The sequence below is a fragment of the Nocardia sp. NPDC088792 genome, from assembly GCF_044750615.1.
Classification (GTDB): Bacteria; Actinomycetota; Actinomycetes; order Mycobacteriales; family Mycobacteriaceae; genus Nocardia.
Genome location: NZ_JBIVKC010000004.1, coordinates 562277 through 579279, shown reverse-complemented (window position 1 = coordinate 579279; position 17003 = coordinate 562277). Strand labels below are relative to the sequence as shown.

The 17003-nt window shown below is 67.3% G+C and carries 16 protein-coding genes and 3 tRNA genes; 6 read left to right on the top strand and 13 right to left on the bottom strand.

Annotated elements, in window-relative coordinates; translation table 11 throughout:
• Nucleotides 1-33 precede the first annotated feature (33 nt).
• Both ACIP5Y_RS29350 and ACIP5Y_RS29345 read left to right on the top strand, forming a co-directional pair.
• Entirely contained in the window at nucleotides 34-1104 is a 1071-nt protein-coding gene (locus tag ACIP5Y_RS29350) for a Glu/Leu/Phe/Val dehydrogenase (protein ID WP_400355852.1), read from the top strand.
• Nucleotides 1105-1137: 33 nt separating this feature from the next.
• The gene (locus tag ACIP5Y_RS29345) at nucleotides 1138-2634 is read left to right on the top strand and encodes an amino acid permease (RefSeq protein WP_400354887.1); all 1497 of its coding nucleotides are present in this window, start codon (nucleotides 1138-1140) and stop codon (nucleotides 2632-2634) included.
• Nucleotides 2635-2911: 277 nt separating this feature from the next.
• Here the strand turns inward: ACIP5Y_RS29345 and ACIP5Y_RS29340 are convergent, their stop codons facing one another.
• Nucleotides 2912-3511, bottom strand: coding sequence for a hemerythrin domain-containing protein (locus tag ACIP5Y_RS29340; RefSeq protein WP_400354885.1), 600 nt, complete (start codon nucleotides 3509-3511; stop codon nucleotides 2912-2914).
• Nucleotides 3512-3656: 145 nt separating this feature from the next.
• On the opposite strand from ACIP5Y_RS29340, the gene ACIP5Y_RS29335 reads away from it, so the two are divergent.
• On the top strand, nucleotides 3657-4217 hold the full coding sequence (locus ACIP5Y_RS29335) for a TetR/AcrR family transcriptional regulator (RefSeq protein ID WP_400354883.1): 561 nt from the start codon (nucleotides 3657-3659) through the stop codon (nucleotides 4215-4217).
• 36 nt (nucleotides 4218-4253) lie between these two features.
• Here ACIP5Y_RS29335 and ACIP5Y_RS29330 read toward each other — a convergent pair.
• From ACIP5Y_RS29330 to ACIP5Y_RS29310, 5 genes are all read right to left on the bottom strand, one after another.
• Nucleotides 4254-4325: transfer RNA gene (locus ACIP5Y_RS29330), tRNA-Asn, on the bottom strand.
• A gap of 4 nt (nucleotides 4326-4329) precedes the next feature.
• A tRNA-His gene (locus ACIP5Y_RS29325) sits at nucleotides 4330-4403 on the bottom strand.
• A gap of 2 nt (nucleotides 4404-4405) precedes the next feature.
• Nucleotides 4406-4479 (bottom strand) — tRNA-Met (locus tag ACIP5Y_RS29320).
• Between the two features lie 75 nt (nucleotides 4480-4554).
• A complete protein-coding gene (locus ACIP5Y_RS29315; RefSeq protein WP_400354881.1) occupies nucleotides 4555-4869 on the bottom strand; it encodes a putative quinol monooxygenase in 315 nt (104 codons plus the stop codon).
• A 52-nt stretch (nucleotides 4870-4921) separates the two neighbouring features.
• Nucleotides 4922-6085: an alpha-hydroxy-acid oxidizing protein gene (locus tag ACIP5Y_RS29310; protein WP_400354879.1), complete on the bottom strand. Its 1164-nt coding sequence runs from the start codon at nucleotides 6083-6085 to the stop codon at nucleotides 4922-4924.
• A gap of 99 nt (nucleotides 6086-6184) precedes the next feature.
• Between ACIP5Y_RS29310 and ACIP5Y_RS29305 the strand changes: the two genes are divergently transcribed.
• Nucleotides 6185-7243: an Lrp/AsnC family transcriptional regulator gene (locus ACIP5Y_RS29305; protein WP_400354877.1), complete on the top strand. Its 1059-nt coding sequence runs from the start codon at nucleotides 6185-6187 to the stop codon at nucleotides 7241-7243.
• An 18-nt stretch (nucleotides 7244-7261) separates the two neighbouring features.
• Here ACIP5Y_RS29305 and ACIP5Y_RS29300 read toward each other — a convergent pair whose 3' ends face one another.
• Nucleotides 7262-8020 (bottom strand): SDR family NAD(P)-dependent oxidoreductase, encoded by a 759-nt coding sequence (locus ACIP5Y_RS29300; protein WP_400354876.1) that lies wholly within the window; start codon nucleotides 8018-8020, stop codon nucleotides 7262-7264.
• A gap of 73 nt (nucleotides 8021-8093) precedes the next feature.
• Here ACIP5Y_RS29300 and ACIP5Y_RS29295 point away from each other — a divergent pair, with 73 nt between their 5' ends.
• On the top strand, nucleotides 8094-8648 hold the full coding sequence (locus ACIP5Y_RS29295; protein ID WP_400354874.1) for a helix-turn-helix domain-containing protein: 555 nt from the start codon (nucleotides 8094-8096) through the stop codon (nucleotides 8646-8648).
• 120 nt (nucleotides 8649-8768) lie between these two features.
• On the opposite strand, the gene pgl is transcribed toward ACIP5Y_RS29295, so the two are convergent.
• From pgl to tkt, 5 genes are read right to left on the bottom strand one after another with little or no spacing between them, the layout of a single operon-like run.
• A complete protein-coding gene (pgl, locus tag ACIP5Y_RS29290; protein WP_400354872.1) occupies nucleotides 8769-9503 on the bottom strand; it encodes a 6-phosphogluconolactonase in 735 nt (244 codons plus the stop codon).
• Complete coding sequence (gene opcA / locus ACIP5Y_RS29285; RefSeq protein WP_400354870.1) at nucleotides 9496-10404, bottom strand: glucose-6-phosphate dehydrogenase assembly protein OpcA; 909 nt, start codon at nucleotides 10402-10404, stop codon at nucleotides 9496-9498. Before opcA ends, pgl begins: the two co-directional genes overlap by 8 nt.
• A 25-nt stretch (nucleotides 10405-10429) precedes the next feature.
• Nucleotides 10430-11992: a glucose-6-phosphate dehydrogenase gene (zwf, locus tag ACIP5Y_RS29280; RefSeq protein WP_400354869.1), complete on the bottom strand. Its 1563-nt coding sequence runs from the start codon at nucleotides 11990-11992 to the stop codon at nucleotides 10430-10432.
• 2 nt (nucleotides 11993-11994) lie between these two features.
• Complete coding sequence (gene tal, locus ACIP5Y_RS29275) at nucleotides 11995-13128, bottom strand: transaldolase (protein WP_400354867.1); 1134 nt, start codon at nucleotides 13126-13128, stop codon at nucleotides 11995-11997.
• 5 nt (nucleotides 13129-13133) lie between these two features.
• The gene (gene tkt / locus ACIP5Y_RS29270; protein ID WP_400354866.1) at nucleotides 13134-15269 is read right to left on the bottom strand and encodes a transketolase; all 2136 of its coding nucleotides are present in this window, start codon (nucleotides 15267-15269) and stop codon (nucleotides 13134-13136) included.
• A 434-nt stretch (nucleotides 15270-15703) separates the two neighbouring features.
• Between tkt and ACIP5Y_RS29265 the strand changes: the two genes are divergently transcribed.
• Complete coding sequence (locus ACIP5Y_RS29265) at nucleotides 15704-16642, top strand: heme o synthase (RefSeq protein WP_400355851.1); 939 nt, start codon at nucleotides 15704-15706, stop codon at nucleotides 16640-16642.
• A 4-nt stretch (nucleotides 16643-16646) separates the two neighbouring features.
• On the opposite strand, the gene ACIP5Y_RS29260 is transcribed toward ACIP5Y_RS29265, so the two are convergent.
• Nucleotides 16647-16937 (bottom strand): hypothetical protein, encoded by a 291-nt coding sequence (locus ACIP5Y_RS29260; protein ID WP_400354864.1) that lies wholly within the window; start codon nucleotides 16935-16937, stop codon nucleotides 16647-16649.
• Nucleotides 16938-17003: the final 66 nt, after the last annotated feature.

Sequence of the window (17003 nt, the reverse complement as noted above, 5' to 3'; positions counted from 1 at the left end):
GCGGCGTCCAGGAAGGAATCCACCGTGACCGCAATGCACACCGAGGCAGGAGTTTTCGGCCGCTCGCACGAGCTGAGCCGGCGAGGCCATGAGCAGGTGGTGTTCTGCGAGGACGACAAGACCGGGCTGAAGGCGATCATCGCCATCCATTCGACCGTGCTGGGCCCCGCCCTGGGCGGCACCCGAATGTACCCGTACGCCAGCGAATCCCAGGCGCTCGACGATGTGCTGCGGCTGTCGTGGGGCATGACCTACAAGTCGGCGGCCGCCGGCGTCGATCTGGGCGGCGGCAAGGCCGTTATCATCGGCGATCCGGCCCACGACAAGAGCGAGGAGCTGTTCGCCTCCTACGCGCGGTTCGTGGAGACCCTGGGCGGGCGGTACATCACCGCCGGTGACGTGGGCACCAACACCGACGACCTGGATGCGATCGGCCGCTACACCTCGCATGTGACCGGCCGCAGCGCCGTGGCCGGCGGATCCGGCGACAGTGCCGGGCTGACCGCGCTCGGCGTGTTCAACGCCATGCGCGCGGGCGCCGAATCCGTGTGGGGCACAGCCTCGCTGGCGGGCCGCACGGTCGGTGTCGAGGGTGTCGGCAAGGTGGGCCGGGCGCTCATCTCACTGCTGCTCGCCGACGGCGCCGAGGTGTGCGCCACCGATGTGAACGAGGCTGCCCTGCAGCGGATTTCGCAGGAGACCCCGGGCGTGCGGCTGCTCGGCTCGGTCGCCACCGCGCCCGTCGACGTGTACGCGCCCTGCGCCCTCGGCGGCACGCTCACCGCATCCAGCGCCGAGGCCATCGAGGCCAAGCTCGTCTGCGGTGCGGCCAACAATCAGCTCGCGAATCCCGCGGTGGAGCAGGCGCTCACCGAACGCGGGATCACGTGGGTACCGGACTTCGTCGCCAATGCCGGTGGCCTGATTCAGGTCGCCGGTGAACTGCAGGGCGCGGACAGGGCAACGGTCGAGGGTGACGTGAGGGGCATCTTCGACCGCTGCCGCGACATCATCACGGCGGCGAAGGCCGAAGGTATCGGAACCGGCGCGGCGGCGAACCGGTTCGCGGAACGGCGTCTCGACGCCATTCCCCGATCCATCTGATCGCGCCGCCGGAGTTTCAAAGGAGAGGCCAGAGTGGCGATCACGAGCGGTTTGTTCCGCACCAAGTCCGTTGAACAGTCCATCCGGGACACCGATGAACCGGATTCCAAGCTACGTAAGGATCTGACAGCCAGAGATCTCACCATATTCGGTGTCGCGGTCGTGATCGGCGCCGGCATCTTCACCCTCACCGCGCGTACCGCGGGAACGGTTGCCGGCCCGGCGGTTTCGCTGGCCTTCGTCTTCGCGGCGATCGCCTGTGGGCTGACCGCGCTCTGTTACGCCGAGTTCGCCTCGACCGTGCCGGTCGCGGGCAGCGCGTACACGTTCGCGTACGCCACCTTCGGTGAGCTCATCGCCTGGATCATCGGCTGGGATCTCATCCTGGAATTCGCGTTGGCGGTATCGGTGGTGGCCAAGGGGTGGTCGCAATACCTCGGTGAGGTATTGGGCGGCACCTTGACGCCGATAGCGCATATCGGGTCGATTCAATTCGACTGGGGCGCGGTGCTGATCATCGCGATCGTCGGGACGGTGCTGGCGACGGGGACGAAACTGTCGTCGCGGGTGTCGGCCATCGCGGTCGCCATCAAACTGATCGTGATCGCTCTCGTATTGATCGTGGGTATCACCTACTTCAAGGCCTCCAATCTCTCGCCGTACATTCCGCCGTCGCAGCCGTCGGCCAAGGCCGATGGCGTGCATCAGTCGCTGTTCGCGTGGCTCACCGGGTCCGGCGGCACCAGCTTCGGCTGGTTCGGCCTACTGTCGGCGGCGAGCCTGGTGTTCTTCGCCTTCGTCGGATTCGACGTGGTGGCAACCACTGCCGAGGAGACTCGTAACCCGCAGCGCGATGTTCCGCGCGGCATCTTCGGGTCGCTGGCCATCGTGACGGTGCTGTACGTGGCGGTCTCGCTGGTGCTGACCGGCATGGTCTCCTACAAGGACCTCCAGGGCGGAAACGCCACCCTGGCAACCGCTTTCGCCATCCACGGCGCCACCTGGGTGAAGAACATCATCTCCATCGGTGCGCTGGCGGGGCTCTCGACGGTGGTCATGGTCATGTTCCTCGGCCAGACCCGTGTGCTGTTCGCCATGTCCCGAGACGGATTGCTGCCCCGCGGCCTGGCCCACACCGGCAAGAACGGCACCCCCGTCCGCCTGACGATCATCGTCGGCTCGATCTGCGCGGTTCTCGCCGCGTTCGTCGACTTCGGCACCTTGGAAGAGATGGTCAACATCGGTACCTTGGTCGCCTTCGTCCTGGTGTCCATCGGCGTTCCGATCCTGCGCCGCACCCGCCCCGACCTGAAGCGGGGTTTCCGGGTCCCGCTGGTGCCCTTCGTCCCGATCCTGGCCGCGCTGGCCTGCTTCTGGCTGATGCTCAATCTGTCGCTGGAGACGTGGCTGCGGTTCCTCATCTGGATGGTGCTGGGCGCGGTCGTCTACTTCGCTTACGGCCGAACGCATTCGGCGCTGGGTCGCCGTGCCGCACCGGCCGACGAGCCCGTGGCGTCACGCGTCCCGTAGCCGAATCGCTTCGGCGAAGGCCAGATCGAGCAGGCCGGGGAAGCGCGCATCGAGATCGGCGCGGCGGAGCGTGAGGTAGAACTTGCGACCGTCGCGCCGTTGACGAATGACCCCGGCCTCGCGCAGGGCCCGCCAATCAACGCGATTACGCCCGCCTCACCGCCCTACTGCTGGCCCTCGTCGCCTTCCTCGGCTGAAATTGGTGTCGTGGCCTCCCCTCGACGCCACGACACCAATCTCCTCGACCCGGCGCGAATCGCCGAGTGATCACCAGTGGTCAGTAGTTGTCGCCGAAGGCGGCGCGCTGGGTGCGTTCCAGCCGGCTGCTGAACAGCCTGGCCAGCAAGGGAATCGGAACACCGCCCTGCTCATCCGGGTTCGCGACGGAGAGCAGCCAGGCGGGCATGAATCGTAACGTCCAGAGCGGAGCCGTTCTGGCCATATGGGTTTCGAACTTCTTCCACAGCCGCTCATCGAGCGACGGCGCGAGTCGGCCGAGCAGTTCCCGCTCCTCGTCGGCTGTATGTCCGGAAAGATGGTCGCGGACAGCAGCACTGAGGTCGGCCAACTGGGTTGCGGCCGCGGCATCGGCGACGGGCCGCGCACCGGCCGCCCGCCAGGCTGCGAGCACCTCCGCCAACTCGGCATGTTCAGCGGCCAGTACTTCCAGGGCCTCCCGATCCGCGCCCGCGTCCTGCAAACGCGGCCAGAAGAACTCGTCCTCACCTTCATGATGGTGATGGATCACAATCCCGAGCTTGTCCACATAACGACTGAGTGCACCGGCCCGCACCGCATCCGGCGCCCCCGCCAACTCCCGGGCGGTGCGCTCGACTCGATCGAGGTCGCGCACCATAGCGCGATGGGCAAGGAGCATCGTCTTATGCCCCCTCGGCAGACTGGCAACGGATGACACAGACATGAAGACTCCTGGACGGGTGGCGGCTGACGCCGCTACACGCCGGTCATGCTAACACTATGAACGTAGTTAAATGCACTAGAGATGTAGTGAAGGAGGCGGAATGTCCCGCAGGCGCGAGCAGGTCCTGGACGCGGCCATCGAGGTCATGGCCACCGAAGGCCTACGCGGCCTGACCTTCCAAGCAGTGGACAAGGCCGCCGAGGTCCCCGCCGGCAGCGCCTCCAACTCCTTCCGCAACCGAAACGCCCTACTGCTGGGCATAGTCACCCACCTCGTAGAACTGGACGAACGCGACTGGCAAGCCGTAGGCGGCATCCTCCAGCCGAACACCCCCGACGCCCTCGCCGACATGATGGCCGGCGTAATCCGCCACGCCCTCGGTCCAGGCCGCAGCCGCACCACAGCCCGCTACGCCCTCTTCCTGGAGGCCGCCACCCACCCAGACCTCCGAGCCCCCCTGACGGCCGCCCGCCAAACCATCACCACCTGGATAACCCCCTGGCTCCAAACCCTCGGCTCACCAGACCCCACAATCCACTGCAACATCCTCCTGGACCACACAGACGGCGCCATCCTCCACCAAATAACCTGGCCAGACCCAAATTTCAACCCCACCCCCGGAATCCGCGCCTTACTGTCAGGACTGCTCGACAAGCCCTGAATGGCCAAGGAATAATTTCCGAGTCGCATTATCTTGCTGGCCTGCCAGGATTCGAACCTGGAACCGACGCCTTAACAGGGCGCTGCTCTGCCGTTGAGCTACAAGCCAATAGGGTGATCGGCGGGGCTCGAACCCGCTTTCTCCGGAATCACGATCCGGTGCCTCGTCCGCTTCGGCTTCGATCACCGTGGCGGTGGTCGGATTCGAACCGACGACCTGTGGGTTATGAGCCCACCGCGCTTCCTGACTGCGCCACACCGCTATGGCATTCCATTCCCGCTGCCCCGTCGAGCTTGCGGTGAAATAACATTCGCAGGAATGGTCGGGGCGCTGCAACCTATTTTCTAGGACGGAATGCCTTTGGCGGAGAGGGGTGCGCCGATAAGGTATTCCGATTCCGCGAGGAGGTCGGGAAGGCGGTTCGGGCGGCGTCCATGGCTTCGCTGGTGCGGTGGGTGGCTAGGGCTTCTTCGCTGGCGTAGAGCTCGGTTACCCAGAAGAGCGTGGGGTCGTCGGTGGAGCGGTTGAGGACGTAAAGGAGTGTGCCGGGCTCTTTTTCGGCTTGGGTGAAGACTTCTTGGAAGGCGGCTAGGAAGGCTTCGGTTTTGCCTGGTTGGACTTTGATTCGCGTGAGTAAGGCGACCTGAGTCATGCGATCGATCCTCCCACTCCCGGAGCGGGAGGGGAGGTGAACGCGGGGTGGGTCAGGCCGAGACGCGGCGGAGAGACTCGGGGGTCAGGTCTTTCAGGGTGGGGTAGCCGTCTACGGCCATGATGAGGTCGGCTTCGGCGAGGAGGGTGCGGAGGACGTGGACGATGCCGTCCGTGGCGCCGAGGGCGCAGCCGTAGGCGTAGGGGCGGCCGATGCCTACCGCGGTGGCGCCGAGGGCGAGGGCCTTGATGATGTCGGCGCCGGTGCGGATGCCGGAGTCGAAGAGGACGGGGAGGCCTTCGGCGGCGGCTACTACGTCGGGGAGCATGTCCAGGGCGGGGAGGCCGCCGTTGGCTTGGCGGCCACCGTGATTGGAGCAGTAGATGCCGTCCACGCCGGCGTCGCGGGCGCGGCGGGCGTCGTCGGGGTGGCCGATGCCCTTCACGATCAGGGGGAGCTTGGTGAGGGAGCGGAGCCAGGGAAGGTCGGCCCAGGTGAGGGGGTTGCCGAAGACCTGGATCCAGCGCAGGATCGCCGACTGGGGGTCCTCTTCGGGCGACTTCGCGAGGCTCGCGCGGAAGACCGGGTCGGTGAAGTAGTTGGCGAGGCAGTGGCCGCGGAGCTGGGGGAAGTTGGCGGTGGCGAGGTCGCGGGGGCGCCAGCCCGTGACCCAGGTGTCGAGGGTGACGACTATGCCCTTGAAGCCGGCCTTCTCGGCGCGGGCGACCAGGCTGGCGGCCAGGTCGCGGTCGGTGGGGGTGTAGAGCTGGAAAAAGCCCGGTGTGTCACCGAATTCGGCGGCGACGTCTTCGAGGGGGTCGACCGTCAGGGTCGAGGCCACCATCGGGACACCGGTGCGCGCCGCGGCCCGCGCGGTCGCGAGATCGCCGTGTCCGTCCTGCGCGCACAAGCCGATCACGCCGACCGGAGCCATGAAAACTGGTGCGGGCAAAGTCATTCCGAACAGATCCACCGACAGATCGCGCTGCGCGGCACCCACGAACATGCGGGGCACCAGACCCCAGTGATCGAAGGCGGTCCGGTTCGCGTTCTGGGTGCGCTCATCGCCCGCACCGCCCGCGACATACGACCAGACCGACGGCGGCATCGCCGCCTGTGCCCGCTCGACCAGCTCGGCGTGGTGCACCGGGAACGCCGGGACCACACCGCGCAGTCCCTGGAAATAGATCTCGTTCTGGAAATCCCCGAATGCCATGACCGTCCTCCGTTCGTCGCGCCCCTGTCGGCGCTCACTTCATTGTGCGAGACTTGGCATCCAGACCGGACGGATCGCAGGATATTGTCACGGAGATAGATGCACATGCAGGATGATGCCAGGATGCTCGGCGAGGAGGACCTCGCCCTCATCAATGCGCTGCAACTGCGCCCCCGCGCCTCCTGGACCGAACTCGGCCGCGTCCTCGATGTCGACCCGGTCACCGTCGCCCGTCGCTGGCAGCGCCTGGAACAGCGCGGAGAAGCCTGGGTGTGCGTCTCCCCGGGGCCCGCACTGTTCGATCACGTCTGCGCCGCCTACGTCGATATCGACTGCGCCGCAGGCGAAACCGCCGCCGTCGTGCGCGCACTCGCCGCCCATCCGCACATGCTGACCCTGGAACGCGCGGGCGGCAGCAACCGCATCCTCGCCACCGTAGCGACCCGCGACTTCGACCAGATGTCCCGCTACACCCTCGACGTGCTGCCGGCCGTCCCGCACATCACCGCCGTGCGCGCGCATATCGTCACGCACTGGTTCGCCGAGGGCGGCAGCTGGCGCATCGACGCGCTCGCCCCCGGCCAGCGCGACCGGCTGCGCACCCTGGCCGCGGCCGCGCCCGTGGACGTGGGCCGTCGCCGCATCACCGCCCTGGACCGGGCCATGTTCGAACAGCTCTACTACGACGGCCGAGCCGCTCATCGCACCCTCGCCGCCGCACTGGATATCAGTGGCTCCACCGTCAAACGCCGCATCGACGAACTCACCCGCTTGGGTGTGCTCTCGTTCCGCTGCGACTTCGCGCGCCCGCTCGGCGGCTGGCCGGTGGCCGTCACGTTCTGGGCGACCGCACCGACCGCCGCGCTACCGGAGATCGGCTATGCGCTGATCAGGCTGCCGCAGACCCGCAATTGCGCCGCCGTCAGCGGCACTCACAATCTCGCGGTGCAGGCCAACCTGCACTCGGTGGCCGAGGTGACGCGCTTCGAAAACGAGCTCGCCACCATGCATCCCGAGCTCACCGTCTCCGAACGCGTGATCACGCTGCGGCACGAGAAGATGCTCGGCCGCGTCTTGGACGGCCATGGACGGGCCATCTCGGTGGTGCCGCCGGATATCTGGCTGGAAACCGTTCCCGCCGTGGGTGATTCGCAGTGAGATGGTCGGCTGCCCGATTCAGCCCGCCGACCAGCCGCCGTCCACGGGGACGATCGCTCCGTTGACGAATGACGCTGCCTCCGACGCGAGGAAGACCGCGACCGCCGCCATCTGCTCGGGCTGCGCAATGCTCTGATTGAGGCCCAGGATCGGTTGCAGCGCAGCGAGACCTTCGGCGTCCCAATTCGGTGCATCGCCGCCGATTCCGGTCATGGTAGGTCCGGGCAGGATTGCGTTGCAGCGGATTCCGTCCTTGGCGTGCATCCATGCGACATTCCTGGTGATCCCCACGACGCCGTGTTTCGACGCGGTGTAGGCGATTCCGGCCGCGCCGCCGCGAATTCCGGCCTCCGACGCGGTATTCACGATCGACCCGCCGCCCTGCCGCAGCATGAACGGCAGCACCGCCTTGGTGACCAGGAAGGTTCCGGTCAGGTTGACCCGCAGTACCCGATCCCACACCTCGACCGAGGTATCCACCGGCCGCGCCATGGTGTCCATGATTCCGGCGTTGTTGCACAGTACGTCGATGCGGCCGAACGTGTCGTCCGCGGCGCGCACCAGCTCCGCCACCGAGGCCTCGTCCGAAATGTCGGCCGCCACCGGGAGCGCGGCCGCCCCGATGCTGTCGGCGGTCTCCTTGGCTCGCGCGGTCTCGATATCGGCGACCACCACCCGCGCGCCCGCCGCGGCGAAGGCGACGGCCATGGCCCGCCCGATCCCGGATCCGGCGCCGGTCACGAGGGCGACTCTGCCCTCGAACGTGTCAGTACTCAATCGATCTCAACTCCTCGAACCGCGAATTTCGCAAACCAACCGGACAATACTGTCCGGTTGCTACGGTAGTCGCATGAGCGAAGGACGTCGAGTGAACCGTGGCCCCGGAGCGGCCGCCGACAATCGCGCGGCACTCATCGCCGCCGCCCGGGACACCTTCACCGAGATCGGCTTCCACGCCCCGCTGAGCCTGGTCGCCCGCCGCGCCGGCGTCGGGCAGGGCAGCCTCTACCGCCACTTCCCCGACCGGGAGAGCCTGACGCTGGCCGTCTTCGAGGACAACGTCACCGGCCTGGAAACCTTCGCCGCGAACCCGGAGATCACCCTCGAGGACGTCCTCGACCGAGTCATCGAGGAACTGACCGCTGTCACGGCAGTCGTCGCCGACCTCGACCCCACGACGACGGACTCGAGAATCACGGGCCTGGCCGAACGCCTGCGCACCTTGCTCGCGGCCAAACTCGACGCCGACCGCACCACGACCCCGTGGCGTGCCGATCTCAGCGCCGACGAGCTCGTGCTCGCCGTGGCCATGCTCGCCTCGCTACTCGCTCACGCCGATGCCGCCGCCCGCCCGGAACTCGCGGACCGCGCCTGGAACCTGCTGCGGCGCGGTCTGGCCCCGTGAGCTGTGCTGCACCCGTTCGCTTTTCGTGTCGAGTAGGGCCGGGTAAGAGAAATGGCGGGCTGTCCCGGAGGACAGCCCGCCATTTACATCAGGTGAATCAGTGCGGCTACATCAGGTGAATCAGTGCGGCAGGTCGGCCGCGGCGGATTCGTCCAGCAGCCAGGTGGTGGATTCGCTGCCGATGGCGCCCGCGGCCGGAATGTCCAGCGGCGAAGCACCATTCAGCGCCGCCGCCACCGCGGCGGCCTTGGCCTCACCGGAGACCACCAGCACCACGTGGCGGGACTTGCGGATGGCAGGCAGGGTCAGCGTGACCCGCACCGCCGGCGGCTTGGGCGAATTCGTCTCCGCCACCACGAGTTCGTGCTCCTCGCGGGTGGCGTCCGTATGCGGGAACAGCGAATTGATGTGCCCCTCACCGCCCATGCCCAGCAGGTGCAGATCGAACGCGCCGTGTTCGGCCAGGTACGCGTGGACGGTCGCGGAGTACTCGCCCGCGGCCTCCAGTGGATCCGGGTAGTCGCCGCTGGAGGGTTCGGCCGGATGCACCCGCGCCGGATCGACCGGCACATGATCGAGCAGCGCCTGCCGGGCCTGCACTTCATTGCGTTCCGGGTCGCCGACCGGCAGGAACCGCTCGTCACCCCAGAACACGTCGAGGTTCGCCCAGTCGATATCGCCCGGCGCCTTGCGCACCCATTCGAGCAGCCCGATCCCGGTGCCGCCGCCGGTCAGTACGACCGATGCGGACCCGCGTAGGCGCTGCGCCTCCACCACCTCGGTGACGAACCGCGCGGCGGCCGCGCGTACGAGTTCCTCGGTGCCGGAGAAGGTTTCGACGGCGGACTTACTCATAGGTGACCCTTTCGATTCCGGTCAGCGCCTCGGCGTAGATATCGTCGGCGTCCAAGTGGCGCAGCTCTTCGGCCAGGCAGTCCTTGGTCTCCCGGCGTGCCAGGGCGAAGCGCTGATCCGGTTCACCGCTGCGCTTCAGGGTCGCGGTGCGGCCGTGCTGCGGGCGGGAGATGGCGATGGACACCGTCGAGCGCACCATCTCCACCTTCAGTTCACCGGTCCGGCGCACCACCGGGCACTCCAGTCGCGCGGCCAGCCATCCCGCCAGCATATCGAGGGCCGGCTCGTCCCGCAGACCCGAAACCGTCACGGACTCAACGCCTTCGAACGGCGCCTCGTCGAGCGCGGCGGCCAGCAGCGCCCGCCAGTAGGTGACCCGGCTCCACGCCAGATCCGTATCGCCGGGCGCGTACGAGTGCCGCCGGCCCTTGATGGTGTCCTGCGGATTCGGCGCGAAGGTCGCGTCGGTGATGCGGCGAGTCGCCAAGCGCCCCACCGCATCCTTGGACGGGAATTCCGGCGCGCCCCGCGGCCACCACGCCACCACGGGGGTGTCGGGCAGCAGGAACGGGATCACCACGCTGCTCTCGTGCAGCACCAGGTCACCTTGCAGCCGGAGCACTATCACTTCGGCCGCGCCCGCATCCCCGCCCACGCGGATCTGCGCGTCCAGCCGGGTCTCGGCATTGCGGTCACCGCGCGCGAGCACTATGACACGGCAAGGGTGTTCGCGGCTGGCGTCATTGGCCGCGTCGATGGCCTCTTCCGCCTCGGAGCTGTCCAGCGTGCACACCACCAGCGTGAGCACCCGGCCCACGGTGACCACGCCATTGCTCTCGCGCAACTGCACCAGGCGTTTCGACACCTCGTTGGTGTGGGTGTCGGGCATGTCGATGATCATCGGGTGGGCTCCTGGGTGGGTGTGGTCACGGTCGCCGCCATTCCCGCCCGCTGCGCGCGAGCATCTCATCGGCCGATTCCGGACCCCAGGTGCCCGCCTCGTACGGGTCGGGCTTGCCCGTCTCCGCCCAGCGCTCGAGCGCGGGATCGAGGATGCGCCAGGCCAATTCGACCTCCTCGTTGACCGGGAACAACGACGGCATACCCAGCAGCACATCCAGGATGAGCCGCTCGTACGCCTCGGGGGAGTCCTCGGTGAACGCCTCGCCGTAGCTGAAGTCCATGTTCACGTCCCGGACCTCCATGGACGATCCGGGCACCTTGGACCCGAATCGCATGGTGATGCCCTCGTCCGGCTGCACCCGGATGACCAGCGCGTTCTGCCCGAGTTCCTCGGTCATGGTCTGGTCGAACGGCAGGTGCGGGGCCCGCTTGAACACCACCGCGATCTCGGTGACGCGGCGGCCCAGGCGTTTTCCGGTGCGCAGATAGAACGGGACACCCGCCCAGCGCCGCGTCTCCACGGCCAGGGTGATGGCGGCGTAGGTCTCGGTGCGGGAGTTCGGGTCGAAACCCTCCTCCTGCAACAGGCCCACTACCGGCTCACTGCCCTGCCAGCCCGCGGTGTACTGCCCGCGTGCCGTCGTCTCGTCCAAGGGCTCGACGAGTTTCGTCGCCGAGAGCACCTTGATCTTCTCGATCTGCAGCTGCTTGGGCTGGAAGCTGACCGGTTCTTCCATGGCCGTCAGCGCGAGCAGCTGGATCAGGTGGTTCTGGATGACGTCGCGGGCCGCGCCGATGCCGTCGTAATAGCCTGCGCGGCCACCCAATCCGATGTCCTCGGCCATGGTGATCTGCACATGGTCGACGTAGTTGGCGTTCCAGATCGGATCCCACAGCTGGTTGGCGAAGCGCAGCGCCAGAATGTTCTGGACCGTCTCCTTACCCAGGTAGTGGTCGATCCGGAAGACCGAACGCTCCGGGAACACCGTGTTCACCAGGGCGTTCAGCTCCTGCGCGCTCTGCAGATCGTGCCCGAAGGGCTTCTCGATCACCACGCGCCGCCACGACTTCGGCTGCCCCGCAGGCGAATCCGCGGGCTGCGCCAAACCGTTCTTGGACAGCTGCTCCAGCACGGTCGGGAACTCACCCGGCGGAATCGACAGGTAGAAGGCGGTATTGCCGCCCGTCCCGCGATCCCGATCCAGATCCTTCAGCGTGGTCGCGAGCTTGTGGAAGGATTCGTCGTCCTCGAAAGTGCCGCGGACGAAACGCAATCCCTCCTTCAGCTGCTGCCACACCTCGTCCCGGAACGGGGTACGCGCCGAGGAGCTCACGGACTCGTGCACGAGGGCCGCGAATTCGTCGTCGCTCATATCCCGGCGGGCGAACCCGACCAGCGAGAACCCCGGAGGCAGCAGCCCCCGATTCGCCAGGTCGTAGATGGCCGGCAGCACTTTGCGCCGCGACAGGTCACCGGTTACGCCGAATATCACCAAGCTGCACGGTCCTGCGATGCGGGGAACCCGGCTGTCCCGCCCATCGCGGAGCGGGTTCCCCGTCGTGACCGTCTTCGCCTCGCCGGTCACTGTCAGTTGCCTCCCGCCGCCTTCAGCGACTCCGTGGTGGCGACGAGCAGCTCTTCCCAGGACTTCACGAACTTGTCGACGCCCTCGGTCTCGAGCACACCGAACACGTCGGCCAGGTCGATGCCCACGGCGGTCAGCTGATCGAAGACCGCCTGCGCCTCGGCCGCCTTGCCGACCGCCACGTTCGGCACGATCTCGGCGTGGTCGGCGGCCGCCTGCAGGGTCTTCTCCGGCAGCGTGTTCACCGTGTTCGGCGCCACCAGCTCGGTGACGTACATGGTGTCGGGGTACTCCGGGTTCTTCACACCGGTCGACGCCCACAGCGGCCGCTGCCGGTTCGCGCTGCCCTGCGAGAACAGCAGCGCGTACGTGGAAGTGTGCTTGCCGCCGTCGAATACGTCCTGGTAGGCCGCATACGCCAACTGGGCGTTGGCGACTCCGGCCTTACCGCGCAGCGCCAGCGCCGCCTCGGTGCCGATGGCCTCCAGCCGCTTGTCGATCTCGGTGTCCACGCGGGACACGAAGAACGAAGCGACGGAATGGATCTTGGCCAGATCGTGCCCGGCGGTGTGCGCGCTGCGCAGGCCGTCCAGGTACGCGCCCATGACCGCGATGTGGCGTTCCACCGAGAAGATCAGGGTGACGTTCACGCTGATGCCCTCGGCGATCACCCGCGAGATGGCGGGCAGGCCGGCCTCGGTGGCGGGAATCTTGATGAACAGGTTGGGGCGGTCGACGATCTTCCACAGTTCGATCGCCTGCTTGACCGTGCCGTCCTCGTCGAACGCCAGGCGCGGATCCACCTCGATGGAGACGCGGCCGTCGGTGCCGCCGCTGGCCTCGAAGACCGGGGCGAAGACATCACAGGCGGCGCGCACGTCGTCGGTGGTGATGGTGCGCACGGCCGCATCGGCATCCGCGCTGCGGGCAGCCAGCTCACGCAGCTGCTCGTCGTAGGAGTGGCCCTGCGAGAGTGCGCCCTGGAAAATGGTCGGGTTGGTGGTGACACCGACGACATTGCGAGTATCGATCAGGCCCTGGAGGTTTCCGGACTTGATGCGATCCCGCGACAGGTCGTCCAGCCACACCGAAACCCCTGCGGCGGACAGTGCCGCGGTGTTCGTGTTCTGGGTCATGGAGGCTATCCCTTCACCTTGTCGAGCGAGCGGGTGGCAGCGGCGACGACGGCATCGGCGGTGATACCGAACTCGCGGAACAGTGTCTTGTAGTCGGCAGAGGCACCGAAGTGCTCGATGGACACGGTTTCACCCGCATCACCGACGAACCGGTGCCACGGCATCGAAATTCCGGCTTCCACCGAAACCCGCGCCTTCACCGCCGGCGGCAGCACGGACTCCCGGTAGGACTGCTCCTGAGCGTCGAACCACTCCACACACGGCATGGACACCACGCGGGTGCCGACGCCCTGTGCCTCGAGCGTAGCGCGGGCCTCGGTCGCGAGCTGGAGTTCCGAACCGGTGGCAATCAAGATCACCTGCGGTGTGGCCGTGGAGGATTCGGCCAGGACGTAACCGCCCTTGGCGACACCCTCGTAGCTGGTGCCCTCCTGGATCGGCAGATCCTGACGGGTCAGCGCCAGCGCGGACGGACCGTCCTGATGCGCGGGCTCCGACACCAGGAAATGCGAATGCCGTTCGGCCGAATCACGTTCCAGGATGGTGCGCCACGCGTAGGTGGTCTCGTTGGCGTCACCCGGGCGCACCACGTTCAGGCCCGGGATCGCGCGCAGCGCGGTCAGGTGCTCGATCGGCTGATGCGTCGGGCCGTCCTCACCGAGGCCGATAGAGTCGTGCGTCCACACGTAGACGACCGGGGTGCGCATGACCGCGCCCAGTCGCACCGAACCACGCATGTAATCGGAGAACACCAGGAAGGTGCCGCCGTACGGACGGGTCGGGCCGTGCAGGGCGATGCCGTTCAGAATCGCGCCCATGGCGTGCTCACGCACACCGAAGTGCAGGGTGCGGCCGTACGGGTTCGCCTTCCACATGCCGGTGGAGATGGACTCCGGGCCGAAGGACGGCTGATTCGGCATGGTGGTGTTGTTGGACTCGGCCAGGTCGGCCGAACCGCCCCACAGCTCCGGCAGCACCGGCGCGAGCGCGGCCAGCACGGCGCCGGACGCCTTACGGGTGGAGGTGGCCTTCTCGTGGGTCGGCAGCACCTCGGTCCAGCCGGCCGGGAGGCGACGCTCCTGCAGGCGGTCGAACAGCGCCTTGTTGTCCGGGTTGGCCTGCGCCCACGCGTCGAACTGGTCGTTCCAGGTCTTGCGGGCGGCCGCGCCACGATCGGCGGCGTTCCGGCGGGTGTGCTCGATCACCTCGGGGGCGACATCGAACGACTTCTCCGGGTCGAAGCCCAGGATCTTCTTGGTGGCCGCGACCTCGTCCGCGCCCAGCGCCGCGCCGTGCGCGCTGCCGCTGTTCATCTTGTTCGGGGCCGGGTAGCCGATGATGGTGCGCAGCACGATGATCGACGGCTTGTCGGTCACCGCCTGGGCCGCCGCGATGGCCTGCTCGATGCCGGTCACGTTCTCGCCGCCCTCGACGTACTGCACGTGCCAGCCGTAGGCGCGGTACCGCGCGGCGGTGTCCTCGGTGAGGGCGATGCGGGTGTCGTCCTCGATGGAGATCTTGTTGTCGTCGTAGAACAGGATCAGGTTGCCCAGCTGCTGGGTGCCCGCCAGCGAGGACGCCTCGGAGGTGACGCCCTCCTCGATGTCACCATCGGAGGCGATCACGTAGATGAAGTGATCGAACGCCGACTCGCCCTGTGCCGCTTCGGGATCGAACAGCCCGCGCTCACGCCGCGCCGCCATCGCCATACCGACCGCCGAGGCCAGACCCTGACCCAGCGGGCCGGTGGTGATCTCCACGCCCGCGGTGTGCCGGTACTCCGGGTGGCCCGGGGTCAGTGAACCCCAGGTGCGCAGGGCCTCGAGGTCGGACAGCTCCAAGCCGATACCCGCCAGGTACAGCTCGATGTACTGGGTCAAGCTGGAATGCCCGCAGGACAGGACGAAACGGTCCCGGCCCACCCACTCCGGGTCACTCGGATCGAACCGCATGACGCGCTGGTAGAGGGTGTAGGCCAAGGGCGCCAAGCTCATTGCGGTGCCCGGGTGACCATTGCCCACCTTCTGCACGGCATCGGCCGCGAGCACCCGGGCCGTGTCAACGGCTCTGGTGTCGAGTTCGGTCCAGTCGGTGGGGTGGTTCGGCTGAGTGAGCGCGCGGATGTCGTCGGTAACTGACACGACCGAGGTTCTCCTGACCTTCTCGTCAAACGATGCGGTTGTGGGCGGCGGGTTGTTCGCTGCGGTTGATCCCGGTGCGACACGGCGCACCGATACAGACACCACCCTAAAGGTGGGCGATTCATGCCCACGCGGGAACCCGGATTCACCGGTCGCCGTGTCGTTGTTCGTAGCTTCCCGCTGACCGCTTCGTGACTACCCGGAGAACGCGTCGCGAACCGGTCTCGCTGCGCGCCATGAGGGGACGTGGTCGGGAGCACGCTCATCGGGGGTCTACCATGCTCTGTAGTAGTAGCGCCGCGCCGCACTGGGCTGTGTCTGGGGAACGGCAGAGCACGCTGCTATCCAGACCGGATCGGATAATGCACGGCGTGCGAGGAGAAACAGTGGGGATTGGGCAACAGCCGGGTGGCGCTCACGGCTCCTCCGGGACGATGCTGGCCGACCGCGTCACGGGCACCGGACCACTTTCCGTGGCCGCTCGGCGCGTGCTCGCCTACATCGCGCTCACCAAGCCCCGCGTGATCGAGCTGCTGCTCGTCGCGACCATCCCGACGATGTTGCTGGCCGATCGCGGGCACATCGATATCCGGCTCATCCTCGCCACGCTGTTCGGCGGGTGGATGGGCGCGGCCAGCGCCAACACGCTGAACTGTGTGGCCGACGCCGATATCGACAAGGTGATGAAGCGGACCTCCAAGCGGCCCCTGGCCCGCGAGGCGGTACCCACCCGCAATGCGTTCATCTTCGGCGTGACCCTGGGGCTGGCGTCCTTCGCGTGGCTGTGGTGGCAGGCCAATCTGCTGTCCGGCGCGCTGGTCGTGGTGACCATTCTTTTCTACGTCTTCGTCTACACCCTCGGCCTCAAGCGCCGCACCTCGCAGAACGTGGTGTGGGGCGGCGCGGCCGGCTGTATGCCCGCCCTGGTCGGCTGGTCGGCGGTCACCGGCAATATCGGCTGGCCCGCCATCGTGCTGTTCCTGGTGATCTTCTTCTGGACGCCGCCGCACACCTGGGCGCTCGCCATGCGCTACAAGGAGGACTACAAGGCCGCGGGCGTTCCCATGCTCCCGGTCGTCGCCACCGAGGAGACGGTCACCAAGCAGATCGTCATCTACACCTGGGCCACCGTCCTCGCCACCCTCGCCCTGGTCCCCGCCGCCGGACCCATCTACGCCGCGACCGCCCTGGTGGCCGGCGCCTGGTTCCTGCTCATGGCCCACCAGCTGTACTCCGGTGTCCGCAAGGGCGAATCGGTCAAGCCGCTGCGACTGTTCCTGCAGTCCAACAACTATCTCGCGGTGGTCTTCTGCGGCCTCGCCGTGGACTCCGTCCTCGGCTGGCACACCCTCGGCCACACCTTCTTCGGCTGATCACTCACCGGCTGGTGAGCTGGCCCATGAGAACGGTGAAAACCGCCTCGTCCCACGGCTCCACCTCGGCTCCCGCGAGAATCGCATCCAGCAGCGGCGCTCGCACCAGACTCCCGAACCCGTAGTGCCCGTCCGCGCGTGCGCTCGCGATCACGGCCTGAATGACGATCGCGTACACCTCACTCCGTGGCATACCGATCGCCCCACCCGCCGCCTCCAACTCCTCGAGCATCCTCTCGACCGCGTCGATAACCTCGCGCAGGACGCGGATTTCGATGTCCCGCATATCGTCCATGCGGAAAGCACATCACCCGGCCTCTGACTGCATAAGTGGAATCTGAATATTCAGACCAAGTCATCC